Here is a 24,149-nt window from a genome sequence, read left to right as displayed (position 1 = left end):
TCTTCCCTTCCGAAAGGCGATCTCGCCATGCCTGCCGTCCTGTCCACACTCCTGAAACCGGGCCGCCGCCTGGCCGCCGCGGCCGCCGTCATGTCCCTGGCTGCCTGCGGCGGCACCGCCACCGCCGGCAGTACCGGCAGTACCGGCAGCGTCAAGACCGGCGGCGCGGCGTCCGGGACCCTGAAGTGGGGGTGGGCGCTGCCGACTTCCTGGGACCCGGTCACCTCCTCCGCCGGCTGGGATGTCCATGCCCTGTCGCTGGTCTACTCCGGCCTCACCCAGGAGGACGCCGCGGGCAACGCGGTCCCGGCGGTGGCCAGCGCGTGGAAGTACAACGCCGCCGGCACCGAGATCACCTTCGCCCTGCGCCCCGGCCTGAAGTTCAGCGACGGCACGCCTTTGGACGCCGCCGCGGTCAAGGCGAACATCGAGCGCGGACGCGACGAGAAGGACTCGCTGATCGCCTCGCAGCTGACCAGCGTCAAGCAGGTGAGCGCGCCGGACGCGGACACCGTGGTCGTGGACCTGGCCCAGCCGAACTTCCAGATCCCGACGCTGTTCGCCGGCAAGACCGGCATGCTGGTCAGCCCGGCGGCGTTCACCGCGAACCGCGCGAATCTGGCGCTCAAGCCGGTCGGCGCCGGGCCCTTCACGCTCTCGTCCTACGTGCAGAACTCCAAAGCCTCGCTGGTGCGCAACCCAGGATTCTGGAACGCCTCCCAGATCCACATAGCGAACTTCGAGCTCTACCCGCTCCCCGATCCCTCGACCGCCGTGGCAGGACTGACCTCGGGCCAGTACAGCGTCGCGCAGATCCCCGGGAACCTGGTGGCCGCGGCCAAGTCCGCCGGGCTCAAGGTCCAGGTGATCCCGTCGCTGGTGGTGTCGGTCCTGGATGTCAACGACACGATCGCGCCGTTCGACGACCCGGACGTCGTCCAGGCGCTGAAGTACGCGGTGGACCGCAAGGCGCTGTTGCAGACCGCGAACTTCGGCGTGGGCGACGTCTCCTACCAGCCGTTCCCGAAGGGGTATGTGGGATACAGCGACGCCATCGGCGATTCCTACGCGTACAACCCGGACAAGGCGAAGGCGCTGCTGGCGGCGTCCAAATACGGCGCCCACCCGGCGGTCATCATCACCACCAGCGCGGCCGCGGGCGTCCCGGAGCAGCTTCAGGCACAGCTGCAAGCGGTTGGCTTCACCGTGAAGATCGAAGTGATCCCGGCCGCTCAGTTCACGCAGATCGTCTACGTCCAGCACTCCCGTGCTCTGACCGTAGACGCCTTCGCCGGCCGTGATTCCACCGCGCAGGCCTTCCAGGTGCTGTTCGGCAAGGCGGGGCTGCTCAACCCCGGGCGCGGTGTCAGCCCCGAGCTCCAGGCGGCGGTCGACAAGATCAGCACCACGCCGCTGGACAGTGCGGACTACCCGGCTGTGGTCCAGGCGGCGACCGCGCTGGCGGTGCAGCAGGAGCCGAACGTGTTCCTGTACACCGTGCCGCGCATCCTGGCCCACTCCGCCTCGGTCTCCGACCTTCCCGCCGACACCGTGGTCCAGCGCTTCGAGGGGGTGACGGTCAAGTGAGCGCGGACCCCGACGGCGTCGGCGGCTACGGCTATGGCGAGGACGACGCTGACGCCGATGACTTCGGTCAGCCCGAGCCCGAGCCCGAGCCCGCACCCGGCCGCGCCGTCGGCGTGCTGCTCAGGGTCCTGAGGTTCGCCGCGGTCCCGGTGACGGTGTTCCTCCTCGCCTCGTTCGTCACCTTCGGCCTCGGCGCGCTCGGCGGCGCCAACCCGGCCGCGACCGCGCTCGGCGACACCGCCACGCCCGCCGACATAGCCCGGGTCAACCACCAGTTCGGCTTGGACCGGCCGTTCCTGGTGCAGTACGCGAGCTGGCTGGGCCACGCCCTGACCGGGGACCTCGGCCGCTCCTATTTCACCTCGATCCCGGTATCCACGAGCATCGGCCAGGCCCTGCCGGTGGATCTCTCGATCGCGGTGCTGGCGCTGCTCCTGGCCGCCGTGGTGGGGACGGCGGCCGGCGTCAGCGCGGCGCGGCGGGCCGGCGGTTGGTGGGACCGGACGGTCACGCTGACCGCCTCCGGGCTGGCCACGGTTCCGCCGTTCCTGGTGGGCATCGCGCTCATCGTGGTGTTCTCGGTGTTCCTCAAGGTGCTGCCGTCCGGCGGGTATGTGCCGCTGGGCCAGGATCCGGTGCAGTGGCTGCGCTTCGCGATCCTGCCGGCCCTGGCCCTGAGCGTGGAGGCCGCGGCGGCGGTGGCCCGGCAGCTGCGGACCTCGCTGGTCGGCGCGCTGGGGGAGAACTACGCGGTTGGCGCGGCGGCGCGCGGCCTGAGCTCGCGGCGCGTGCTCTACCGGCACGTCCTGCGCAACGCGGCGGGCCCGGCGCTGACCGTGCTGGGCCTGGAGGTGCCCAACCTCATCGGCGGCGCGGTGATCGCTGAGAAGATCTTCGTGTTGCCGGGGGTGGCCCAGCTCGCCCTGCAGGCCGGCTCCACCCACGACATCCCGGTCGTGCAGGGCACGCTCCTGGTCACGATCACCGTGGTGCTGGTGAGCAACCTCGCCGTCAACGCGGCGCTGGTCCGGCTCAACCCGCGGGCCCGGCGCCGGACGGTGTGGCGGCGGTCCGGAGTCCGGATCGCCGGTGCCGCGAGCGCTGCGGGCACTGCGGGCACTGTGGGAGCGGCGTCATGAGGGCCCTGCGAAGCAGCTGGCGTTTCCGCTCGGCGCGGATCGCCGCCGCGGTGATCGTCGTGATCGCGGTGCTGGCGGTGTTCGGTCGCCAGCTGGCTCCGCACGACCCGTTGGCGCAGGACCCGGCGGCGGCGCTGCGCGGTCCGGGCGCCGGGCACTGGCTGGGCACCGACTATCTCGGCCGGGACGTGCTGTCCCGGCTGATGGCCGGGACCGGTGCCTCGGTGGTGGGGGCGCTGGAGGCGGTGGGCATCGGGCTGGTCGCCGGCGTCCTGCCCGGCCTGGCCTCGGTGTGGCTCGGACCGGTCTTCGAGTGGGTCTCGGCGCGGGTGGTCGACGCGTTGCTGACGTTGCCGTACGTGGTGTTCGCGGTCGCCGTCACCGGCGTGCTGGGCAACGGTCTCACCGTGGCCATGGCCGCCATCGGCATGCTCGTCGCGCCGCGGTTCTTCCGGATCACCAGGGCCGCGGCGCTCAGCCAGGCCGGCTCCCAGTTCGTCGAGGCGGCCGAGCTCGCCGGGGCGTCGCGGTGGTGGATCCTGCGCCGGCACATCTGGGCCAAGGTCGCCCCGACCATCGCGGTGACCACCGCGCAGGCCCTGGCCGCCGCGCTGCTGACGGTGTCCTCGCTGGCGTTCCTGGGACTGGGCGTCGAGCCGCCGCTGCCGACGTGGGGCGAGATCCTCAGCAGCGACCTGACATACCTCTCGGTCCAGCCATGGGCGCCGCTGGTCCCGGGCCTGCTCATCATGGCCGCGGCCGCGGCTCTCAACGCCTTGGCCGACGCGTTCCGAGACGGCGGCGGGGCCTGCGGCCCCGCGCGTCCGCAGCCGCTCGCACTGGAAAGGGAGCACGCCGATGTCGGCCTCGCAGCTGTCTGACACCCATCCGCTGGAATCCGGCGCACCGCCAGGCGCGGCGGCCTCCGGCCGAGCGGCGCTGGCCGTTACGGATCTGCGGGTCGAAGCCGGCGGTACCGAACTGGTCCGCGGGGTCTCCTTCACCGTCCGCGCCGGGGAGATCGTCGGCCTGGTCGGCGCCTCCGGCAGCGGCAAGACCCTGACCTGCCGGGCGGTCCTGGGGCTGCTGGCGCCGGGGTGCGTGCGCACCGGCGGCGAGATCCGTCTGGGGGACACCGACCTCACGGCGCTCGACCGCCGTGGTTGGGACGCGGTGCGCGGGACCCGCGTCGGCACCGTCTTCCAGGATCCGGCCTCCTATCTCAACCCCTCGGTCACCGTCGGCAACCAGCTGGCCGAGGCGTTGCGCCTGAAGACCGGGCTGGCCCGCGAGGCGGCGCGCGCCCGGGCCCTGGAGCTTTTCGCCTCGGTCGGGCTGCGCCACCCCGAAACCGTCTACGGCTCCTACCCGCACGAGCTGTCCGGCGGGATGGCGCAGCGGGTGATGATCGCGATCGCCGTGTCCGGCGACCCCGACCTGCTGGTCGCGGACGAGCCCACCAGCTCGCTGGACGCCCTGGTCCAAGCCGGCGTCCTGGGGCTGCTGCGGCGCCTGACCGCCGAACGCGGACTGGCGCTGCTGCTGGTCACCCACGACCTCGCGGTCGTCGCCGAGCTCTGCGACCGCGTCCTGGTGTGCGACGCCGGCGAGATCGTCGAGCAGGGGCCGGCCGCCTCCGTCGTGGCCGAGCCGGCCCATCCCGGGACCCGGGCCCTGATCGAGGCCGCCTCGGTGTGGCACCGCGAACCGGCCGCCGGAGGAGTGCGATGACCTGCCTGGAGATCAACGGTCTGACGGCCGCCTACGACCGCCGCCGCACCGTGCTGACCGACGTGGCACTCACTGTCGGCGCAGGCGAGATCGTCGGCGTGGTCGGCGAGACCGGCTCGGGCAAGACCACGCTGGCCCGCGCCGTGGCCGGGCTGGTCCCGGTCCGGGCCGGGACGATCAGCCTGGGCGGCACCGACCTGACCGCGCTCAAGGGCCGGGCGTTGCGCGACTTCCGCCGGACCGGCCGTCTCCAACTGGTCTTCCAGGACCCGCTGCGGGCTCTGGACCCGGACTGGGATGTCAACGCCCTGGTCGCCGAGCCGTTGGCGGTGGCCGGGACGGTGCCGGCCGGCGAGCGCGCGGAGCGGGTCGCGGAGGCCCTGCGGGCCGTGGGCCTGGATCCGGGGCTGGCCGCGCGCCGGCCCTGGCAGCTGTCCGGCGGCCAGCGTCAGCGGGTCCTGCTGGCCCGGGCCCTGGTCACCGCGCCGGCCCTGGTGATCGCCGACGAGCCGGTCAGCGCGCTGGACGCCGCGGCCCGCAACCACGTCCTGGCCCTGCTGGCCGGGCTGCGGGACCGCTCCGGCACCTCGCAGCTGGTCATCTCGCACGACCTGCCCTCGCTGGCGGGCCTGGCCGACCGGATCGTGGTGCTGTACCGCGGCCGGATCGTCGAGGACGGTCCTGTCGAGCAGGTCCTGCGAGAACCCTCACACCCCTACACCGCACGACTGGTCGCCGCGACACCCCGGCTGCGCCGTCTCCGGCCGACCGCGGCCTGACGCCCGCCCGACCCGCTCAACCCGCCCCACCCCTGTACCTGCCGCTCCACCGAGAAAAGAGACGACTGTGCCAAACTCGATCAACCACATAGAGTTCATCGGCATCACCGGGACCCGTCCCGGCAGCGAGACCGAGACCGCCGCCCCCGACGGCCCGGTGGTCCAGCCCGGATACCTCCAGGACCTCGCCCTCGCGCACGAGGAGTCCGGTTTCGACCGAGTCCTGATCGCGCACTCCTCGGCCTCGCCGGACGGCTTCGTCATCGCCGACCAGGTCCTGTCCCGGACCTCCCGGATCGGGGTGCTGCTCGCGCACCGTCCGGGGTTCGTGTCGCCGACGTACGCCGCGCGCAAGTACGCGACCCTGGACGCCTTCCACCCCGGCCGCGTCGCGCTGCACACCATCACCGGCGGCGACGACCGCGAACAGGCCCGGGACGGCGACCTGGCCGACAAGGCCACCCGCTACCGCCGCACCGACGAGTTCCTGACCGTCGTGCGCAAGGAGTGGGAGAGCGCGGAGCCCTTCGACTTCGAGGGCGAGTTCTACACCGTGCGCGGCGGCTGGTCGGCGATCCGGCCCGAGCCCGGTGCCATCCCGGTCTACTTCGGGGGCGCGTCCGAGGACGCGGTCCGGGTCGGCGGCAAGCACGCCGACGTTTACGCGTTCTGGGGCGAGCCGCTGGCCGGGATCGCCGAGCGGATCCGCGAGGTGCGGGCCGCCGCGGCGCCGTTCGGCCGCGACCCGCGCTTCAGCGTCAGCCTGCGGCCGATCCCGGCCGCCACCGAGGCCGAGGCGTGGGAGCGGGCCGCCGACGTGCTGCGGCTGACCAGGGAGAAGGCCGGCGAGGCGCGCAAGGCCTGGGGCTGGGGCGGCGACAAGAAGGACTTCGCCGCCGCCCGCGGCTCGCAGCGGCTGCTGGAGTACGCCGCCGAGGCGGACGTCCACGACAAGCGGCTGTGGACCGCCGTGGCCAAGGAGACCGGCGCCGCCGGGAACTCCACGGCCCTGGTGGGCAGCTACGAGCAGGTCGCCGAGGCGCTGCTGGACTACGTCGCGCTCGGCGTCAGCACTCTGCTGATCCGCGGATTCTCCCCGTTGCAGGACGCCCGGGACTACGGCGACCTCGTCCGGCTGGTGCGCGCGCAGCACGAGGGTGCGCCGCTGGTCGGCGCGGGCGTCTGAGGGCCGCTGCCGATGTTGCCGACCGCCGCCGCGCCGGTCTCGCCGACCACCTCGCACTGGGGTGCCTTCGGCGTGCGGGCCGACCCCGACGCCAACGCCGACACGGACGCCGACGGCGGGATCGTGGTGGTCCCGCATCCCGCCGATCCGGCGCCGTCCCCGCTGCTGGCCAACATCCCGGGGGCGCTGCGCCACCGCACCAGGGTCCGCAGGCCCGCCGTCCGGCGCGGCTGGCTGGAGCGCGGCGCGGGCCCGGATCCGCGCCGCGGCAGCGAGCCGTTCGTGGAGGTCGGCTGGGACGAGGCGCTGGACCTGGTCGCCGCCGAGCTGGACCGGGTCCGCCGCGACCACGGCCCGCAGGCGGTCTTCGGTGGTTCCTACGGCTGGGCCAGCGCGGGTCGGTTCCACCACGCGCAAAGCCAGCTGCACCGGTTCCTGAACCTGGCCGGGGGCTTCACCTCCTCGCGCAACTCCTACAGCCTGGGGACCTCGCTGGTCGTCCTTCCGCACATCGTCGGGGACGCCGAGGCGGTACTGCGCGCCGGCTCGTCGTGGCTGACGATCGCCGAGAACACCGAGCTCGTCGTCGCGTTCGGCGGCATACCGGCCAAGAACGTGTTCGTCACGCCCGGCGGGGTGACACGGCACGTCACGCCCGGAGCGCTGCAAGCCCTGTCCGCCCACGTCGCGCTCATCAGCCCGCTGCGCGCCGACCTGCCGGAGTCGGTGGACGCCACGTGGTACCCGATCGCCCCGGCCACCGATGTCGCGCTAATGCTCGCCCTGGCGCACACCCTGCTCGTCGAGGACCTGCACGACCGGGCGTTCCTCGACCGGTACACCGTCGGCTTCGCCGAGTTCGAGCGCTACGTACGCGGCGCCACCGACGGGGCTCCCAAGGACGCCGACTGGGCCGCGGCCCGGTGCGGCATCGCCGCCGCCGACATCAGGGCCCTGGCGCGGCGCATGGCCGCCGCACGAACCCTGATCACCGTCACCTGGTCGCTCCAACGGATCCAGCACGGCGAGCAGCCGGTGTGGGCCGCGATCGCGCTGGCCGCGATGCTGGGGCAGATCGGGCTGCCCGGCGGCGGGTTCGGCCACGGCTACGGCAGCATGGGCGACGTCGGCGACCACGGCCCGCAGCTGCGGCTCCCGTACCTGCCGCAGGAACACAACCCCGTCGAGGAGTACATCCCGGTCGCGCGCATCGCCGACATGCTGTTGAACCCCGGCGCGCGGTACGACTACGACGGCGCGCGCCGGACCTACCCCGACATCCGCCTCGTGTACTGGGCCGGCGGCAATCCGTTCCACCACCATCAGGACCTGGGCCGGCTGCGCCGCGCGTTCGCCCGGCCCGACACGGTCGTCGTCCACGAGCCCTACTGGACCTCGACCGCGCGGCACGCGGACATCGTCTTCCCCGCCACCACGACGCTGGAGCGCGAGGACGTCGGCGGCGGACGCCGCGACACCCACCTGATCGCGATGCATCGCGGCTGCGACCCGGTGGGCGAGGCCCGCGACGACTACACGATCCTGTCCGGGCTGGCCGAGCGGCTGGGCTTCGGGAAGAAGTTCACCGAAGGCCGTTCGGCCCGCGAATGGCTGGTCCACCTCTACGAAGGCTGGCGCGCGGACCTGATCGCGCACGGCCACGCCGTCCCGGCCTTCGAGGAGTTCTGGCAGGCGGGGGAGTACCTCCTGCCGGCCGGACCCAGCCACTTCACCCTGTTCGAGGACTTCCGGGCCGACCCGGACACGCATCGGCTGCGCACCCCCAGCAGCCGCATCGAGATCGTGTCCGAGACCGTGCGCGGCTTCGGCTACCCGGACTGCCCGGGGTATCCGGCCTGGCTGGAGCCCGACGAGCAACCGAACTCCGGCACCCCGCTCGTCCTGATCGCCAACCAGCCCTCGACCCGGCTGCACAGCCAGCTCGACGTCGGGGCCCTGAGCCAGGGCTCGAAGATCGGCGGGCGGGAGTCGGCCCGGATCCACCCGGCCGACGCGGCCCCGCGCGGCATCGCCGACGGCGACCTGGTCCGGATCTTCAACGCCCGGGGCGCCTGCCTGGCCGGAGCCGTGCTGACCGAAGGGCTGCGGCCCGGAGTGGCGCAGCTGCCCACCGGCGCGTGGTTCGACCCCGTCCCCGGCTTCGACGACGAGCCCTGGTGCGCGCACGGCAACCCCAATGCCCTTACCGCAGACATCCCCTCCTCGCGGCTGTCGCAGGGCTGCACCGGCCAGCACGCGCTGGTCGACATCGAGCGCTTCGAGGGCGAACCGCCGCCGGTCACGGTCACCGAACCGCCGGTCCTGCTGAGAAAGGAAGACCTGTGAGCACCCCGACCACCGATGCCGCCCTGATCCCGCCGGCGTTCGACCAGCTCGCGGACGTGACGGCGTATCTCGCCGAGCGCGCCGAGGGCCACGACCGCGACGCGTCCTTCCCCTTCGAGGGCGTCGACCGGGTCCACCGCGCCGGGCTGCTGACCGCGACCGTCGGCGAACGCCACGGCGGCGCCGGGGTGCGGCTGGCCGGAACCGTCCGCATCCTGCGTGCCCTGGGCGCCGGCGACCCGTCGGTGGCGCTGGTCTCGGCGATGACCCTGTTCACCCACGCGCTTCAGGACTCGAACCCCACCTGGCCCGAGGAGCATTACCGCGAGCTGCTGGAGGCGTCGGCCCGCGGCCCGGCGCTGGTCAACGCGCTGCGCGTCGAGCCCGATCTGGGAACCCCGGCCCGGGGCGGCCTGCCGGCCACCACGGCGCGCGCCGACGGGCCGGACTGGGTGCTGACCGGGCACAAGATCTTCTCCACCGGCGCGCCCGGCCTTCGGTGGCTGGCGGTGTGGGCCCGGACCGAGGAGGATCCGCCGCGCGTCGGCTCGTTCCTGGTCCCGGCCGGCGCGGCGGGCCTGAGTATCGAGCCGACCTGGGACCATCTGGGACTGCGCGCCAGCGGCAGCCACGATGTGATCCTGGACCGGGTCCGGATCCCGCGCGGAGCCACCGCCGGACTGACCGACCCGGCCGAGCCCGACCCCCGGCGCGACCCGGCCCTGATCGCCTGGAACAACCTCGGGCTGACCGCGCTCTACCTCGGCGTCGCCGAGGCCGCCCGCGACTGGCTCATCGGCTTCCTGCACGAGCGCACCCCCTCGGCCCTGGGCCGCCCGCTGGCCACGCTGCCCCGGTTCCAGGCCGAGGCCGGCGAGATCGAGGCCGCCCTGGTCGGCGCGCTCGCGCTCGTCGAGGCGCTGGCCGAGCGCGTGGACGCCGGGGACCGCCAGGCCGCCGAGCACAGCGGCGCCGCCAAGCTGACCGGCACCCGCGCGGCGATCGGCGCGGTCGAGCGCGCTGTGGCGCTGATCGGCAACAACGCCCTGACCCGCCGCAATCCGCTGGAGCGGCACCTGCGCGACGTCCTGTGCTCGCGGGTGCACACCCCACAGGACGACAGCATCACCGCCGCGCTCGGCGCCGCCGCCCTGGCCCGCCACTCCGCCACCGGAGCGGCCTAGCACTGATCGACCCAGCACTGATCGACCCGCCATATCCCCGACCAGCGACACCGAGCAAGGAGAGACCCTGATGCCCGTCGAGTTCATCGGCATGATCGGCACCAAGCCGGGCTCCGAGACGTTCCACGTCCCCGGCCCCATCATCGACCCCGACTACACCCGCCGCTTCGCCCGGGCCCACGAGGACGCCGGCTTCGACCGGATCCTCATCGGCTACGGCTCCGGCTTCCCCGAGGGCAGCCAGGTCGCCGCCTACGCCGCGGCCCACACCGAGCGCTTGAGCCTGCTGGTCGCACACCGTCCCGGCTTCGTCGCCCCCACCCTGGCCGCCCGGCAGTTCGCCACCCTGGACCAGTTCACCGGCGGCCGCGTCGCGGTCCACACCATCACCGGCGGCCACGACGCCGAACAGCGCCGCGACGGCGACTACCTGACCAAGGACGAGCGCTACGCCCGCACCGACGAGTACCTCGGCATCCTGCGCCGCACCTGGACCGAGCAAGAGCCCTTCGACCACGACGGCGAGTACTACAAGTTCGAGGGCCACCACGCGGAGGTCAAGCCGGTCACCCGGATCCCGCTGTACTTCGGCGGCTCCTCCGAGGCCGCGTACCGGGTCGGTGGCAAGCACGCCGACACCTTCGCGCTGTGGGGCGAGCCGCTGGCCGAGACCGCCGAGCAGATCGCCTCGGTGAACGCCGCGGCGGCCGCCGCCGGACGGATCGACACGCCCGGCATCTCGGTGTCCTTCCGGCCGATCCTCGGCGCCACCGAAGAGCTGGCCTGGGAGCGGGCCGAACGCATCCTGGACAAGATCAAGGGCGGGGGCGGCGGCGCGTTCTGGTCGGCGAAGAAGGCCCCGTGGCGCACCCCGGGCCAGGCGCCGGAGAACGTCGGCTCGCAGCGCCTGCTCGCCGCCGCCGAGAAGGGCGACCGTCACGACCGCGCGCTGTGGACCGCCACGGCCAAGGCCTCCGGCGCCGGCGGCAACTCCACGGCGCTGGTCGGGACCCCGGAGACGGTGGCGCAGGCGCTGCTGGACTATGTGGACATCGGCGTCACGACGCTGCTCATCCGCGGCTACGACCCGCTCGACGACGCGATCGACTACGGCCGCCACCTTATCCCGCTGGTCCGTGAGGAGGTCGCGCGCCGAGAGAACGAGGGCTCTGGCACCCCGGCTCCGGCCGCGACCGAGCCCGCGTTGAGCGGGGCGGCCCGGTGACGCACAGCTGGCTGCCCGAAGGCCCGGCCGCGGTCCGCGGCACGGTCGTGGTCCTGCCCGGTCGGGGCGAGCACGGCGGGGTGTACGAGCGCTTCGGACGACGGCTGGCCTACGACGCCTACGCCGTGCACGCGGTCGACGCCGGCGGTGCCGCCGGTGCCGGTGCCGGTGCTGGTGCCGATGTCGGCGACCGGGCCGATGTCGGCGACGGGGCCGCGGCGCTCGCCGAAGCCGTCGCCGGGCTCGCCGCTGTCGCCCAGGAACCGGTGGTGCTCGCCGGTTCGGACACCGGCGCTTTGAGCGCTCTGTCACTGGCGTTGTCCGGCACGGTCGCGATCGGCGGCCTGATCCTGGTGGGCGTCCCGGGCCGGGCGCGGCTCGCCGTACCAGGGGACTGGCAGCAGGAGCTGGAAGCGCGCACCGCCTGCCCGACGCACCGCGCACATCTGGCTGTCGATCACGACTTCGTCCGGGGCGCGCTGTCCCAGCCGGTGCGGGCGAAGCTGCTGGCGGTGCTCGACGATCCGGCGCTGGACGCCTTGGCAGTCCCGACCCTTGTCCTGCACGGCACCGACGACCAGCTCGCGCCGGCATCGGAGGCCTCGGCGCTGGCCGACCGGCTGCCCGGCGCCGAGTTGGTGCTGGCCCGGACCCCGTCGCACGATGTGCTCAACGACGCGATCCATCGCACCGTCGCCGCCCACGTCGTGCAGTGGCTGGAGCGGCTGCGCGGGGACGGTCCGGCCCGGCCGCTGCTGGCGGTGCGGCCCGCGACCGAGCCGGCGGCGGCGCGGTGACGATCCCCGGCCATGGCCCGGTCCCCGACCCCCGTCCCACCGCCGGGGGCGGGGGCCGGGGGCCGCACGTCCACTGGTACCTGCCCACTGCCGGGGACGGCCGGGACATCGTCGGCTGGGCCCACTCCCGCACCGCGACCGACGATCCGCGCGCCGCCGGCCGGCCGCCGGACCCGGGGTACCTGGCCGATGTGGCCCGGGCGGCTGAGCGCCTGGGCTTCGAATCGGTCCTGACCCCGACCGGCACCTGGTGTCAGGACCCGTGGATCACCACGGCCGCCCTGTCCGCCCTGACCAGTACCCTGACCTTCATCGTCGCGCTGCGGCCGGACTCGATCGCGCCGACGCTGGCCGCGCAGATGGCCGCGACGTTCCAGCACCAGTCCGGCGGACGCGTGGCGCTGAACATCGTCACCGGCAGCGACGAGCAGGAGCAGCGCCGCTTCGGCGACCGGCTCGACCACGACCGGCGCTACGCGCGCACCGCGGAGTTCATCGAGGTTCTGCGAGGCGCGTGGGGCGACAAGCCCTTCGACTTCGTGGGCGAGCACTACGACGTCGCCGGCGCCACCGTCGGCCGCCCGCTGGACGGTCCGCCGCCCACCGTCTACCTCGGCGGCGCCTCGGCCGCCGCGGCCGCTGTCTCAGCCCGCCACGCCGACGTCCACCTGGCCTGGGGCGAGCCGCCCGAGGCGGTCGCGGCGCAGCTCGAGCGGGTCCGTGAACGCGCCGCCGCCCTCGACCGGCCACCGCCGAGGTTCGGCATCCGGCTGCATGTCATCACCCGTGACACCGCGGCCGCCGCCTGGGCGGAGGCCGACCGCATGCTGGCGACGCTGGACCCGGCGGCCATCGCCGTGGCCAGACAGCGCTTCGAGGCCTCGACCTCGGTCGGTCAGCGCCGTATGACGGCGCTGACCGCCGGCGGAGCAGACCGGTTGGAGGTCGCCCCCAACCTGTGGGCGGGCTTCGCACTGGTCCGCAGGCACGCCGGCACGGCACTGGTCGGCAGCCATGAGCAGGTCGCCGAGCGGATCGCCGAGTACCGCGCGCTGGGCGTGGAGCACTTCATCCTGTCGGGACAGCCGCATCTGGAGGAGGCCTACACGGTCGGGGAGATGCTCTTGCCGTTGCTGCGAAGACTCTGAGGGGCGTGCGAGCCCGGACTCGGGGGTCACGCTCGGACGTGCGCGGTCTCCCAGGCCAGGCCGTCGGGGTCGGTGAAGCCCCGGTCGCCGGCGGTGCCGATGGCGATGCGGCGGGATCCGCTGCCCGCGGAGTCGATTCCGGCGTCCTTGGCGGCGGCTCGGCGGGTGTACATGGCGAGCTTGACCGGCGAGGGCGCTGTGTCGAACTCGACGTACTTGCTGCCGAAGCTCTTCGCGACGGTCAGGCCGCGGTCGACGTAGAACTGCTTGGTCGTCTTGACGTCCGTGACGCCGAGCAGGAGGACGAAGGCGTCGATGGCGCGGGTCGCCGGGGCGCTGTCCTTCTTCTCCGAGGTCGTGATCTTCCAGATGGCGCCGTCCGGTGCCTGGATGATGCCGCCGTAGCCCCAGAAGCTCTTCTTGGCCGGCTGGAGCACGGTCGCGCCGCCCTCGAGGGCGGCGCCGGTGAGCAGGTCGACGTTGCCGGGCTGGGAGACCACGAGCGAGAGCAGGTAGCCGCGGAAGCCGGTGGTCGGCGCGTCGGCCGCGCGGACGCGCAGCCGGTGGTCCAGGCCGAACGCGGCGGTGTAGAAGGCCTCGGCGGCCTCGGGCTCGGGGGACTCGAGGATGACGGATTCGATGACGGTCATGGCGGAGTTCCTTCGGTGGGTGGGGAAGTGGGGAAGCCGGTCAGTCGGGAGGTGGGGAAGTCGGGAATTCAGGCCGCCGCGCGCGCCACGAGGTCGGCGATCCGCTGCTCGTCGGCGGCGGACAGTGCGGTCAGGGCGAAGGCGGTCGGCCACATGGTGCCCTCGTCCAGGTTCGCCGGGTCGTTGAAGCCGAGGGTCGCGTAGCGGGCCTTGAACTTCGCCGCGCTCTGGAAGAAGCACACGATCTTGCCGTCCCGCGCGTAGGCGGGCATCCCGTACCAGAGCTTCGGCGTGAGGTGCGGCGCCGCCGTCCTGACGACGGTGTGCACCCGCTGCGCCAGCAGGCGGTCCGCGTCGTCCATCTCGGCGATCTTGGCGAGGACGTCGGCCTCGCCGTCCGCGGCGGACGCCTTCGCACCCCGGCGCCCGGCCGACTTCAGCTCCAGCGCGTGGTCCTTCATCGCGGCACGCTCATCGGCGGTGAAGCCGTCGTACCCCGCGCCGGCGTCGGTCTTCGGCGTGTTCTTCGTGGTAGTCATGTGAGTCTCCTGACTCTGTGGGCGATCGGGTGGGACGGGTGGTCGCGGCGCCGGTCACTGGTCCTGGATCAGCCCCAGGACGTTGCCGTCGACATCGGTGAAGGTGGCCACCAGCCGGCCGCGGCCCACGTCGCGCACCGGCTCGGCGACGCGGGCGCCGGCGGCCGTCACCGCGGCCAGGGCCGCCGCGATGTCCGGCACGTCCCAGTAGGCGACCGGCGAGGCCATGCCTTGCGGGCCGCCGTCGGGCACCAGGCCGACGTGGAGGCCGGCGACGTCGAAGCCGACGTAGTACGGCGCGTCGGTCTGCGGGTTCATGCCGAACAGCGCCGCGTAGACGGCTTTCGCCTTCGCCAGGTCGGCGACGGGGTGCAGGACGGTCTTGATGCCGTACGTCGCGGGGTCGGACATGTTCGCTCCTGATGGTCGTGGGCCTCGGCGGATCGGCCGTGCTCACAGCCTCGTGCCGGACGGGGTGCGGCCACATCCGTGGTGACCACGGATCCGGCCACGGATCGGCATACGGGACAATGGGCGGCGTGGACATGACCGCGGAGGTCTCGGCCCGCGAGGCAGAGGTGTTGGCGCTGCTCGGGGAGCACCTCACCAACGCCGAGATCTCGGCCCGGCTGTTCATCTCCGTGCGCACCGTCGAAAGCCACGTCTCCTCGTTGCTGCGCAAGTTGGGAGCGACGGATCGGCGGGCGCTGGCCCAGCTGGCGGCAGCCGGGGCAGCCGGGGCAGCCGGGGCGGTCGGAGCTGTCGGCGCCGGTGTCGCGGCCGCCGGCGAGTCACCCCGGCCGGCCCCGGACCTGCCGCGGCCGCTGACCCCGTTCGTCGGCCGGGTCCCGGAGAGCGCCGAGCTGGCCGAACTGCTCAGGACGAACCGCCACGTGGTCGCGATCGGGCCGGGCGGCGTCGGCAAGACGCGGCTGGCCCTGGCGGTCGCCGAGCGGACGTCCGGCGACTTCCCCGCCGGGGCCTGGTTCGTCGACCTGGTGCCGGTGACCGAGCCGGGGATGGTCGCGGCCGCCGTCGCCGCCGCGCTGGGTGTCGGCGAGCAGCCGGGCGCCGGTCTGCGGGAGTCGGTGGCCGCGGCGCTGGCCGGCCGCCGCGCGCTGCTGGTCCTGGACAACTGCGAGCACGTCAGGGACGGTGTGGCTCCGTTCCTGGAGCGGCTGCTCGGGACCTGTCCGGAGCTGACGGTGCTGGCGACCAGCCGGGCCCGGCTGATGGTGCCCTTCGAGCGGGTGTATGCGGTCCCGCCGTTCTCCCTGGCCGGCGGCGGCGACTCGGACGCGGTCGCGCTGTTCACCGGCCGGAGCGAGGCGGTCGGCTGGGTGCCGGAACCCGCGCAGCGCGGGCGCGTCGTCGAGATCTGCGAACGGCTCGACGGCATGGCGTTGGCGATCGAGCTGGCGGCGGCGCGGCTGCCGACGCTCGGACTGGACGGTGTCACCGCCGCGCTGTCCGATCCGCTGCGGATGCTGACCGGCGGCTCGCGCGCCGACGACCGGCACCGCTCCGTGCGGGCCGCGCTGGACTGGAGCTACGCGCTGCTGGACTCCGACGACCAGACGCTCCTGCGGCGGATCTCGGTGTTCGTGGCGCCGTTCACCCTCGGCGCGGCCGCGGAGGTTGCCGGGTCCGAGATGATCGTCGTGGCTGACGGCCTGGCGCGGCTGGCTGAACAGAGCCTGCTGACGGTGACGGTGACAGCGTCCGCGTCGGCGACCGCGTACCGCGCGCCGGAGACGATCCGCCGGTACGGGACGGAGCGGTTGGCCGCGGCCGGCGAGCTGGCCGACGTCCGGCTCCGGCACCTGCGGTGGAGCCTGACGGCCGCCGACGGGCTCGCGCGGGCCGGATCGGACCGGCGCGCCGGCTTCGACGCCGTGGCCGACGACCTGCGCGCGGTGCTGGCCTGGGCGGCCGAGCAGCCGGATCAGCGGGCTGACGCGTGCCGGCTCGCGGGCCACCTGGCGCGGGCGGCGTTCGCCCGACAGCTGATCGGCGAGTCCCAGCGCCGCTACGAGCAGGCGGCCGGGCTCGCCGACGACCCGGCCGTCGCCGCGGAGATGCTGCGGCACGCCGCCGCGGTCGCGGGATGCCGCATGCACGGCGACGACATGCACCGGCTGCGCCTGGAGGCCGCCGACGCCGCCCGCCGCGGCGGGGACCTCGGCGCTGCCGCACGCGATCTGGCGACCGCGGCCGGCGACGCGTACCGGTTCGCGAGCAAGTTCGCCAAGCCCCTGCCCCAGCAGGAGGCGAATGCGCTCATCACCCAGGCGCGCGACCTCGCCGCCGAGGATCCGGCCGCCCTGGCCGCCCTGGCCGCGGTGGCGACGGCCGAAGCCGGACGGACGCTCACCGACGCCTTCGCCGGCGAGCGCACGGCCGCCGACGCCGCCGCAGGGGCCATCGCGTCCGCCGAACATGCCGTCGACCTCGCGCGCCGCGCCGGCGACCCGCTGGCCGAGTCAGCCGCGCTCGACACCCTCGTCGGCGCCCGCAGCTGGGCCGGCGACGCCTTCGCCGCCGCGGCCACGGCGCGGCGGCGGGCCGCGCTGCTGGAGTCCGTCGCGGACACGCCGGCCGGCACGCTCGAACTGATCGAGGCACTCACCGAGGCCACCGAAGCCGGCGTCGGCACGGGAGACCTGCCCGGCGCCCGGAGGTGGGCCCGGCGACTCGCGGACCATCCGCTGCTGGCCGAGGTCGGTCATCGGGCCACCGGCGGGCTGCTGGTGACCGGCGCGCTGAGCGGCGACGTCCCGGAAGTGCTGGCGATCAGCGAGCGTTTCCTCGAAAGCTGGCAGCGGGCCGGCTGCCCGACCGGGTCGATCCTGGGCCCGGCGGCGGCCGGCGTGGCGACGATCCACGGCCTTCGCGGAGACCATGAAGCCGAGCGCGCATGGGACAGGGTGCTGCGGCAGATCGACGAATCGCCGTGGGCGACCTACGGATACGGCGCGGTCTTCGCAGTGCTGAACCTCCTACACCACGGCCGGGCCGAGGAGGCACTCCAGCGCATGACGCCCGGCCCGGATGCGGTCTGGCGGTGGGTGACCTGGACCTGGCTCCACTGGTACGTGGCACAGCGCGCCGAAGCCGCCGTCCTGGCCGGCAGCCCCGACGCCCGCGATCTCCTCGCGCAGGCCCGCGCCGTCGTGGCGGGCAACCCGGTCGCCGACGCGCTGGTCGAGCGCGCCGAGGCGTTGCTCGACGGGAACCAGAGCCGGATGCTCGCCGCGACGGCCGCGTTCGACGCCGCGGGCTGCCGGTATCAAGCGGCCCGGACCATGGTGCTCGCCGGCGGGGACCATGCCGTCCTCGGCGAGGCGGCGATCGCTGATCTCGGCTTCGCTCCCGTGGTTCCGATCCGGAGGCAGTGACGGCGGTCGTGCAGGTGGCCGCGCCGCCCGGATGTTCGGTCATCGCAGGCGTGGCGGCACCGTCTGCCCGCACGCGACCAGCAGCAGTACCCCGACCGGTACGACGACCACACCGATGAGGATGGTGACGAATCCGACGACACCCGCGGCGGTCAGCACGGCCGACAGCGACCAGGCGGCAGCCCTCGCATTTCGCGAATCGGCCAGGATCCCGCGGTACAGCAACACCCCCACGATGATCGCGGCGAGCAGGGGAATCGCGGCGATGCCGAGCGCGGAGGCGCCGTCGTGCGTCAGGAGGGTGACGCGCGGCGAGGTGGTGAAGACAGGTGTCGGCGACTCCTGAAGTCGGTCGGCGGCACGCCCGCCCTTCAGGTACATTCTGCGCGGGCCGTTTCGTGCGGCACGGGATGGACATAGCGGAGGACTCAAAGCCATACACGAGGAAGAGGCATCCATGAACGCGTCCTCGTCTGTGTCTCGCTGGTCCGGTGGCATGAGCTTCGGCGCGCGTATAAGAGCACTGGCCCGACGCGTTGACGCCTTCCAGCAGCGGCATCGCTGGCTGGCCTTCCCCACGGCGGTGTGGCGCAAGCTCTCTGATGACCAGGCGGGCAATCTCACCGGGCTGCTCACTTTCTACGCCTTCATGTCCCTGTTCCCGCTGCTGCTGGTGCTGGTGACAGTGCTCGGGTTCGCACTGCGCCACGACCCGGCGTTGCAGCAGTGGGTGCTGAAGTCGGCGCTGGCGGACTTCCCGGTCATCGGCGACCAGCTGCGGGGCAACATCCACGCTCTCGGCCGCGGGCCGGCCGGGCTGGTGGTCGGGCTGATCGGATCCCTGCTCGGCGCCCGCGGGCTGGCCAACGCCGCGCAGAACGTCCTGAACCGGCTGTGGGCCGTCCCCTACAACCGCAGGCCGGGCTTCCCGTGGTCCTGGTTCCGCAGCTACGCGTTCATCGCCGTGGTCGGGGTCGGCATGGCGGGCACCAGCCTGGTGGCCGACCTCGCGGCCGGCATCGGCAGCGGACCGCTGTCGATAGCGGTCCGGGTGGTCGCGGTTCTGGCGGCGGTGGTGATCGGAACCGGGACCTATTGGCTCGCCCTGCGTTTGGCGATCGCCGAGCAGGTGTCCGGCCGCGATCTGTGGACCGGTGCTGTGATCGGCGCGGTGGGCTGGCAGCTGTTGCAGGCGGTCGGTGGCTACTACGTCACTCACGAGCTGCGGCACGCTTCGACGTTGTATGGGACCTTCGGGCTGGTGTTGGGGCTGATCGCATGGCTGTACATCCAGGCTCGGGTGACCTTGTACGCCGTCGCGGTCGACGTGGTCCGCTCCCGCAATCTGTGGCCGCGCAGCCTGTTCCCGCCGCCGACCACCGAAGGCGACCGGAAAGCGTGGGATTCGGCGATGGCGGCGCAGGACCGGACGCCGACCAACGAGCACTGAAGCGGCCTACCAGCGAGCAGTGAAGCGGCCTGCCAGCGCGCCGCATGACCTCAGTCGGCCTCAGTCGGTCAACACGCACCACACGCGCTTGCCGCCACGTTCGGCGAACTGGACGCCCCACTCCTGGGCGAGCCTGGCGACCAGCGCCAAGCCGCGTCCGCTCAGCCCGCGCTGGGTGGCGGGGGTGATGTGGGGTTCGCCCGGACCGTCGTCATAGACGCCGACTTCCAAGCCGGCGCCGGTCAGTTCCAGATCGACGGACATCTCCGTGCGTGAGTATCGCACGGCATTGGTGACCAGCTCGCTGACGATCACTCGGCCGTCCTCCGCGTAACGTTCTGCGCCTTCGGAGCGGACGAACCGGGTGAGGAAATCCCGCGCACGTCCGGGGGCGCCCGACTCCGGCGTCAGCTGAATTGTGGCGGCGGCCGTACCGTCGGATTTCGTAGTCACCGGCTCCGGCTACCCGAAGGCCGGTATTCCACACCTGCCGGAAATCGGCGGCCGTTCAGGCGCAGTCTTTGCAGATCCATTCGCGACGGGTGTGACGCGCCAGGAGGCTCCGGTGTTGGACCAGGAAACACCTGGAACAGGTGAACTCGTCGTTTTGGGCCGGCAGAACCCGGACGCTCAGTTGCTCGCCCGAAAGGTCGGCTCCGGGCAGGTCCAGGGATTCGTTGTCGGGCTCGTCCAGCTCGGCCACGCGGGTGGCGGTTTTGGCGTGGGCGCCCTTCAACTCCTCGATGCTGTCTTCGGCGAGGTCCTCGTCGGTTTTGCGCGGGGCGTCATAGTCCGTGGCCATGGTTCCTCCAAAATTCGGTCTGCACCTTGGCGCAAACATCATAGGGTGGGAGAATATTCCAGATGAGCCACGCCGAAATTGCACCGCGGCCCCGCTATCCCATGCGCAGGATTGTAAGCGGAAAAACCACCCACGATTTTCGGTGTGGCCGCCGATGCCTGTCCGGAGTTGCTGCGGTCGGCTGCGGTCAGCTGCGCCGCCGCAGGGTGGCCGCGAGCCGCCGTACGCGCGCGAGCCTGGCGGGAGAGGGTGGAGCGGCGGAAGTGGCGGAGGTGGCGAAAGTGGCGGATCCGCCGCCGAAGTCGGCCTCGATCAGCGCGTCGATCCGATCGCGGTCGTCGGTCCGCGCCTGCGTGAGCCGGGTGGCGGTCTCGAACCTCAGGTGAGCGTCGGCGATCCTGCCCGGGGCGCTGTCCTGCTGCGCTCGGCGCAGGACCTCGTACGCCTGCAGGCTGTCCGCGACGGCAGCCTGCAGTTGGCGGTCGACCAGGCGGCGCATTTCGTACAGATCCCGGCGCCAGGCGAACCGCACGCGGCTCTCGGCGTCGCGTACCACGATGCCGCTGATGCCGCTGATGTCGCCGATGCCGCCGACGGCCGTGGACATCGCGGTCTCGGACTTGACGGCCCGGGTGCGCCGGAAGACAGGCATTCTCAGATCCCTTGCTCAGTGGTTTCTCGGTGCCCCGACGGCCAGGGCCGCCGCTGCCTCAGCAGCGGCGGCCCTTGTCAGGCTTCGGAGGTCCTAGTGGCGCAGTCCGTGGCGGCGGCTGGTACCCAGCCCGCGCCCGCCGCCGGTCACCAGGTGCATGACGGCCAGCAGCACGATCGCGCCGGCGAAGGCCGTGACCCATGTGGAGATGTTGAAGAAGCCCTGGATGTTGTTGACGTGGAACAGCTTGTCGGCGATCCAGCCGCCGAGAAGGGCTCCGGCGATGCCGATCACCGTGGTGACGATGATTCCGTGCGGGCTGCCCATGACCCGGTCGGCGATCAGGCCGACGACGAGTCCGAGCACGATCCAGGCGATGATGCCCATGGCGAAGCCTCGTATTTCTCCCGGCCTTCGTCGACCGGATTCTGGGGGATTGGGGGTTGTCCCTGAAGCGGTGGCCCGCCCGCCGGGGGGAAAGCGGACGGGCCCGCCCCACACTTGTGACCCGGATCCACATCTGCAAACAAACGCGCGACCGAGCCTTTGCCCGCGGACGGCTGCGCCCCGGGCGTGGACCCCTACTTCGGGATCGGCGTGTTCTGGACGGCGCGCAGTTGCTCCGCCAACTCCTGCCGGCGGTGCGGGGGCAGCTGGTTCAGACGCGGGAACTCCTGCTCTTCCTCGGCGGTGGCGTGGGCCAGCACGACCTGGTGGAACACGTCGAGTCTGGCGCCGAAGTCCGGGTGGTCGACCCCGAGGGCCTTGAGCTCGGCCAGTACCTGGTCGGCCGTCTGTTCTTCCTCGACCCGGTCCGCGGCGATCTGCCGGCCGCCGGAGGCGTCCTCGCGGATCACCGGATGCACGACCTGCTGTTCGCCGGTCTCGTGGGCGTGCAGCAGGGCGGCCAGCTCGGCGAACAACCGGACCCGATCCTCGCCGCTCGCCGCCTGGAGCCGGGTGAACCCGCGCTTGACCTCCTCGTGCTGGCTCAGCAGGACCTCGACGATGTCGCCGCCCTGGACGGCGCCCCGGTCTCCCGGCGCGGGCTGGTCGCCGCGGTACTGCCCGGTCGCGTCCCCCTGCTCCTCGATGAACTTCTTGAACCGTTCGGTGTCGGCCTTGACCTGGTGGGCGTCCAGATTCAGCAGGCTGCCGGCCTTCTCCACGAAGCCCTGCGGATCCCAGACCAGCTGAACGGTGACCCTGGTCTGGTCGGCGGCCAGGCGGTGGAAGGTCACGACGCCGGCGTGACTGGTGTCGCCGCCGATGCTCTTCCACGCGATCCGCTCATCAGGATGCTGCTCGGTGATCTCCGCGTCGAACTCCCGGCGCGCTCCGCCGACCGAGGTCACCCAGCGGGTGTGGAGCTCGTCAATCTGCGTCACCGACTCGACGCCCGCCATGAACAGCGGGAACGACTCGAACTGGGTCCACTGGTTGTAGGCGGTGCTGACAGGCACGTTCACGTCGACCGATTCGGTCACATCACTCATGGTTCTCCCTTGCGGTTCTCGGTTCTGCGAACCCGCTCCGGGGCGGGATCCAGGGCTGCGGACGGGGGCGGGTCACTCGGACGACTGCGCGTCCGACGGGGGCCGCGTCAGCCGGTGAGCGGCGCGATGTCGCGCCGCCAGTGCCGGGTGTCCGATCGTTGACAGGGCAAACAAGCGGCGAGCCGGGCATTGCAAGGCCCGCTCAGCACTTCTCCATTTTCAGCCGGTATGGGCGGAACTATCTGTTTCGTTCCGTAGCAAGTGGTCACAAGGGCGTTTGGACGGCTCTGCGGGCTCCAGAGCGGTCAACATCCGTTTTGTCGTCGGAGCCCCATTCGAAAGGAGGCCGGGTGATGGTCGTGATCTTGCTTGTCCTTCTGCTTGCCCTGATCCTCGGCGGAGCCGGATTCGCGATTCACGCGCTGTGGGTGATCGCCCTGGTCGTGTTCGTCCTGTGGCTGATCGGCTTCGCAGTCCGCGGCGGCGCCGGGACCGGTGGCCGGCGTCGGTGGTACGGCCGATGGTGAATCCGCGGTAGCGCTCTCTTCGCGGCCGTGTCGGCTGGTTTGCATTCTGCTGCGGGGGACAGCAGGAGCCGGGCGGCTCGCCGGTGGCCAGTCAGCTGACGGCCCGAAGGGAGCGCCGCCCGGGAGACCAGGAGGCAGACCGTGGGCGCTCATGCGGAGTTCACCATTGGTAGCGAGGTCGAGTGCGGCGACGGGGTGTGCGGCGAGCTTCAGCGCGTCGTCGTCGATCCGGTGGCCCAAGCTCTCACCCACCTCGTCGTCGAGGCGAAACACGGGTCGGACGCGGGCCGCCTCGTACCGATCGTTCTGGCGAGCTCGACGGACGGGAGGATCCGCCTGTCGTGCACGCCCGAGGAGTTCGACAGGCTCGAGCTCGCGGAGGCGACGGACTTCGTGGCGGGAGCCCCGGGGGAGTGGGACTACGACCAGAAGAGTCTCCTTTCCTGGCCCTTCTACGGCCTCGGCGCGGCGACGCCCGGCGAGCCGGCCGGCCCGCAGATGGTCACCTACGACCGCGTGCCGGTCGGCGAGGTGCAGGTGCGCCGCGGCGAACCGGTCCATGCCGCCGACGGCGACATAGGCCGCGTTCAGGGGCTGGTCATCGACCCGGCCGACCACGGGGTGACCCACATCCTCTTGGACGAGGGCCACCTGTGGGGCAAGAAGCGGGTCGCCGTCCCGATCGGCGCCGTGACCGCCGTCGACGGCACCGGTGTCCGGCTGCGGTTCACGAAGGACGACGTGCGTGACCTTCCGCCGGTCGACCTCGCCGAGGAGGACTGAGCCTCGCCGAGTGGGACTGAGCGCGCCCACAGAAATCGCTCGCGGACTCGGCTGATCGCGTTGTGCAGACGCGACGGCTGCCGCCGCTGAAACCCGCCTCGGCGGCTGCGAACACGAACACGAACACGGCGCGCAGCCGCCCGGGAGCGCTTACTGCCCGGTGGCGCGATCGGTGAACGCGTCGCGGGCCTTGTCCACGAGGCCGAGCAGCGGAGCTGTGACGGCATTGGCCGGCGGGGTGTCGGGTGCTGCCGGATGCGGGTGCGTCGGAGCCTTCTTCTTGGCCGCCGTGACCCGGTCACCCAGCTCCAACAGCTGCTCGCGGGTGCAGGCGGCGGTCAGCTTCGGGAAGAGGACGTTCTCCTCCTCGGCGATGTGTGCCCGGACTCCGGTCATGAGGCGGGCCAGGACGTCGCCGAAGGCGTCGTCAGCGGGATCGAGGTGCTCCAGCGCCTTCATCAGCTCCTCGGCCTCGGCGTGCTCGCGGATCTCGCCGTCTGCCAGCGCGTCGCCGCCGGCGACATGGAGTCGCACGGCCGGGTACAGGTGGCGCTCCTCCGCGGCCGAGTGTCGCACCAGCTCGATGGTCACACGTTCGACGACGGCCCGGACGTCGCGAGCGTCGCCGATGTCGCCCTTCTCCAACTGGGCGAACATCTCCTCCACCTCGCGGTGGTCGTGGATGAGGACCTGGGTCACGTCCTGGCGGCCGTTGTCGTTCACGGGTGTC

At 72.6% G+C, this 24,149-nt stretch carries 25 protein-coding genes; 15 read left to right on the top strand and 10 right to left on the bottom strand.

Features of this window, described 5'->3' with window-relative positions; translation table 11 throughout:
• Nucleotides 1-27: 27 nt before the first annotated feature.
• The 11 genes from ABH926_RS22370 to ABH926_RS22320 all read left to right on the top strand — a co-directional run bounded on the left by ABH926_RS22370 (nucleotide 28) and on the right by ABH926_RS22320 (nucleotide 13,122).
• Nucleotides 28-1,587, top strand: a complete 1,560-nt coding sequence (locus ABH926_RS22370) for an ABC transporter substrate-binding protein (protein WP_370367649.1) — start codon at nucleotides 28-30, stop codon at nucleotides 1,585-1,587.
• A 113-nt stretch (nucleotides 1,588-1,700) separates the two neighbouring features.
• Nucleotides 1,701-2,726 carry an ABC transporter permease gene (locus ABH926_RS22365; protein ID WP_370367738.1) on the top strand — a complete coding sequence of 342 codons (1,026 nt, stop codon included), beginning with the start codon at nucleotides 1,701-1,703 and terminating at the stop codon, nucleotides 2,724-2,726.
• Nucleotides 2,723-3,607 (top strand): ABC transporter permease, encoded by an 885-nt coding sequence (locus ABH926_RS22360; RefSeq protein ID WP_370367648.1) that lies wholly within the window; start codon nucleotides 2,723-2,725, stop codon nucleotides 3,605-3,607. The genes ABH926_RS22365 and ABH926_RS22360 overlap by 4 nt, the downstream gene beginning before the upstream one ends.
• Nucleotides 3,585-4,457 carry an ABC transporter ATP-binding protein gene (locus ABH926_RS22355; protein ID WP_370367647.1) on the top strand — a complete coding sequence of 291 codons (873 nt, stop codon included), beginning with the start codon at nucleotides 3,585-3,587 and terminating at the stop codon, nucleotides 4,455-4,457. Before ABH926_RS22360 ends, ABH926_RS22355 begins: the two co-directional genes overlap by 23 nt.
• Entirely contained in the window at nucleotides 4,454-5,236 is a 783-nt protein-coding gene (locus ABH926_RS22350; protein ID WP_370367646.1) for an ABC transporter ATP-binding protein, read from the top strand. The genes ABH926_RS22355 and ABH926_RS22350 overlap by 4 nt, the downstream gene beginning before the upstream one ends.
• 67 nt (nucleotides 5,237-5,303) lie before the next feature.
• Nucleotides 5,304-6,422: an LLM class flavin-dependent oxidoreductase gene (locus ABH926_RS22345; protein ID WP_370367645.1), complete on the top strand. Its 1,119-nt coding sequence runs from the start codon at nucleotides 5,304-5,306 to the stop codon at nucleotides 6,420-6,422.
• A gap of 12 nt (nucleotides 6,423-6,434) precedes the next feature.
• Entirely contained in the window at nucleotides 6,435-8,768 is a 2,334-nt protein-coding gene (locus ABH926_RS22340; RefSeq protein ID WP_370367644.1) for a molybdopterin-dependent oxidoreductase, read from the top strand.
• A complete protein-coding gene (locus tag ABH926_RS22335; RefSeq protein ID WP_370367643.1) occupies nucleotides 8,765-9,952 on the top strand; it encodes an acyl-CoA dehydrogenase family protein in 1,188 nt (395 codons plus the stop codon). The genes ABH926_RS22340 and ABH926_RS22335 overlap by 4 nt, the downstream gene beginning before the upstream one ends.
• A 70-nt stretch (nucleotides 9,953-10,022) precedes the next feature.
• Nucleotides 10,023-11,177 (top strand): LLM class flavin-dependent oxidoreductase, encoded by a 1,155-nt coding sequence (locus ABH926_RS22330; protein WP_370367642.1) that lies wholly within the window; start codon nucleotides 10,023-10,025, stop codon nucleotides 11,175-11,177.
• Nucleotides 11,174-11,974: an alpha/beta hydrolase gene (locus ABH926_RS22325; protein WP_370367641.1), complete on the top strand. Its 801-nt coding sequence runs from the start codon at nucleotides 11,174-11,176 to the stop codon at nucleotides 11,972-11,974. Before ABH926_RS22330 ends, ABH926_RS22325 begins: the two co-directional genes overlap by 4 nt.
• Before the next feature lie 80 nt (nucleotides 11,975-12,054).
• A complete protein-coding gene (locus tag ABH926_RS22320; protein ID WP_370367737.1) occupies nucleotides 12,055-13,122 on the top strand; it encodes an LLM class flavin-dependent oxidoreductase in 1,068 nt (355 codons plus the stop codon).
• 26 nt (nucleotides 13,123-13,148) lie between these two features.
• On the opposite strand, the gene ABH926_RS22315 is transcribed toward ABH926_RS22320, so the two are convergent.
• From ABH926_RS22315 to ABH926_RS22305, 3 genes are all read right to left on the bottom strand, one after another.
• A complete protein-coding gene (locus ABH926_RS22315) occupies nucleotides 13,149-13,772 on the bottom strand; it encodes a glyoxalase (protein WP_370367640.1) in 624 nt (207 codons plus the stop codon).
• A gap of 68 nt (nucleotides 13,773-13,840) precedes the next feature.
• Nucleotides 13,841-14,311: an iron chaperone gene (locus tag ABH926_RS22310; protein WP_370367639.1), complete on the bottom strand. Its 471-nt coding sequence runs from the start codon at nucleotides 14,309-14,311 to the stop codon at nucleotides 13,841-13,843.
• Between the two features lie 54 nt (nucleotides 14,312-14,365).
• A complete protein-coding gene (locus ABH926_RS22305) occupies nucleotides 14,366-14,722 on the bottom strand; it encodes a VOC family protein (protein ID WP_370367638.1) in 357 nt (118 codons plus the stop codon).
• A gap of 134 nt (nucleotides 14,723-14,856) precedes the next feature.
• Here ABH926_RS22305 and ABH926_RS22300 point away from each other — a divergent pair, with 134 nt between their 5' ends.
• The gene (locus ABH926_RS22300; protein ID WP_370367736.1) at nucleotides 14,857-17,709 is read left to right on the top strand and encodes a LuxR C-terminal-related transcriptional regulator; all 2,853 of its coding nucleotides are present in this window, start codon (nucleotides 14,857-14,859) and stop codon (nucleotides 17,707-17,709) included.
• A 39-nt stretch (nucleotides 17,710-17,748) separates the two neighbouring features.
• Here the strand turns inward: ABH926_RS22300 and ABH926_RS22295 are convergent, their stop codons facing one another.
• Complete coding sequence (locus tag ABH926_RS22295) at nucleotides 17,749-18,090, bottom strand: hypothetical protein (protein ID WP_370367637.1); 342 nt, start codon at nucleotides 18,088-18,090, stop codon at nucleotides 17,749-17,751.
• Nucleotides 18,091-18,205: 115 nt separating this feature from the next.
• On the opposite strand from ABH926_RS22295, the gene ABH926_RS22290 reads away from it, so the two are divergent.
• A complete protein-coding gene (locus ABH926_RS22290) occupies nucleotides 18,206-19,159 on the top strand; it encodes a YihY/virulence factor BrkB family protein (RefSeq protein WP_370367636.1) in 954 nt (317 codons plus the stop codon).
• Between the two features lie 60 nt (nucleotides 19,160-19,219).
• Here ABH926_RS22290 and ABH926_RS22285 read toward each other — a convergent pair whose 3' ends face one another.
• The 5 genes from ABH926_RS22285 to ABH926_RS22265 all read right to left on the bottom strand — a co-directional run bounded on the left by ABH926_RS22285 (nucleotide 19,220) and on the right by ABH926_RS22265 (nucleotide 22,109).
• On the bottom strand, nucleotides 19,220-19,612 hold the full coding sequence (locus ABH926_RS22285; RefSeq protein WP_370367635.1) for an ATP-binding protein: 393 nt from the start codon (nucleotides 19,610-19,612) through the stop codon (nucleotides 19,220-19,222).
• Nucleotides 19,613-19,667: 55 nt separating this feature from the next.
• Nucleotides 19,668-19,961: a DUF4193 domain-containing protein gene (locus ABH926_RS22280; RefSeq protein ID WP_370367634.1), complete on the bottom strand. Its 294-nt coding sequence runs from the start codon at nucleotides 19,959-19,961 to the stop codon at nucleotides 19,668-19,670.
• Between the two features lie 187 nt (nucleotides 19,962-20,148).
• The gene (locus ABH926_RS22275) at nucleotides 20,149-20,613 is read right to left on the bottom strand and encodes a hypothetical protein (protein ID WP_370367633.1); all 465 of its coding nucleotides are present in this window, start codon (nucleotides 20,611-20,613) and stop codon (nucleotides 20,149-20,151) included.
• Between the two features lie 93 nt (nucleotides 20,614-20,706).
• Nucleotides 20,707-21,000 (bottom strand): GlsB/YeaQ/YmgE family stress response membrane protein, encoded by a 294-nt coding sequence (locus ABH926_RS22270; protein ID WP_370367632.1) that lies wholly within the window; start codon nucleotides 20,998-21,000, stop codon nucleotides 20,707-20,709.
• A gap of 194 nt (nucleotides 21,001-21,194) precedes the next feature.
• Nucleotides 21,195-22,109, bottom strand: coding sequence for an SRPBCC family protein (locus ABH926_RS22265; protein WP_370367631.1), 915 nt, complete (start codon nucleotides 22,107-22,109; stop codon nucleotides 21,195-21,197).
• Nucleotides 22,110-22,462: 353 nt separating this feature from the next.
• Here ABH926_RS22265 and ABH926_RS22260 point away from each other — a divergent pair, with 353 nt between their 5' ends.
• Entirely contained in the window at nucleotides 22,463-22,636 is a 174-nt protein-coding gene (locus ABH926_RS22260) for a hydrophobic protein (RefSeq protein WP_370367630.1), read from the top strand.
• Between the two features lie 141 nt (nucleotides 22,637-22,777).
• The gene (locus ABH926_RS22255; RefSeq protein WP_370367629.1) at nucleotides 22,778-23,419 is read left to right on the top strand and encodes a PRC-barrel domain-containing protein; all 642 of its coding nucleotides are present in this window, start codon (nucleotides 22,778-22,780) and stop codon (nucleotides 23,417-23,419) included.
• Nucleotides 23,420-23,569: 150 nt separating this feature from the next.
• On the opposite strand, the gene ABH926_RS22250 is transcribed toward ABH926_RS22255, so the two are convergent.
• Nucleotides 23,570-24,142: a hemerythrin domain-containing protein gene (locus tag ABH926_RS22250; protein WP_370367628.1), complete on the bottom strand. Its 573-nt coding sequence runs from the start codon at nucleotides 24,140-24,142 to the stop codon at nucleotides 23,570-23,572.
• Nucleotides 24,143-24,149 lie beyond the last annotated feature (7 nt).

It is taken from the genome of Catenulispora sp. GP43, assembly GCF_041260665.1.
In the GTDB taxonomy this organism is placed as follows: domain Bacteria; phylum Actinomycetota; class Actinomycetes; order Streptomycetales; family Catenulisporaceae; genus Catenulispora.
The sequence above is the reverse complement of the archived record's forward strand: the minus strand, read 5'-3'. Positions and strand labels throughout refer to the sequence as shown.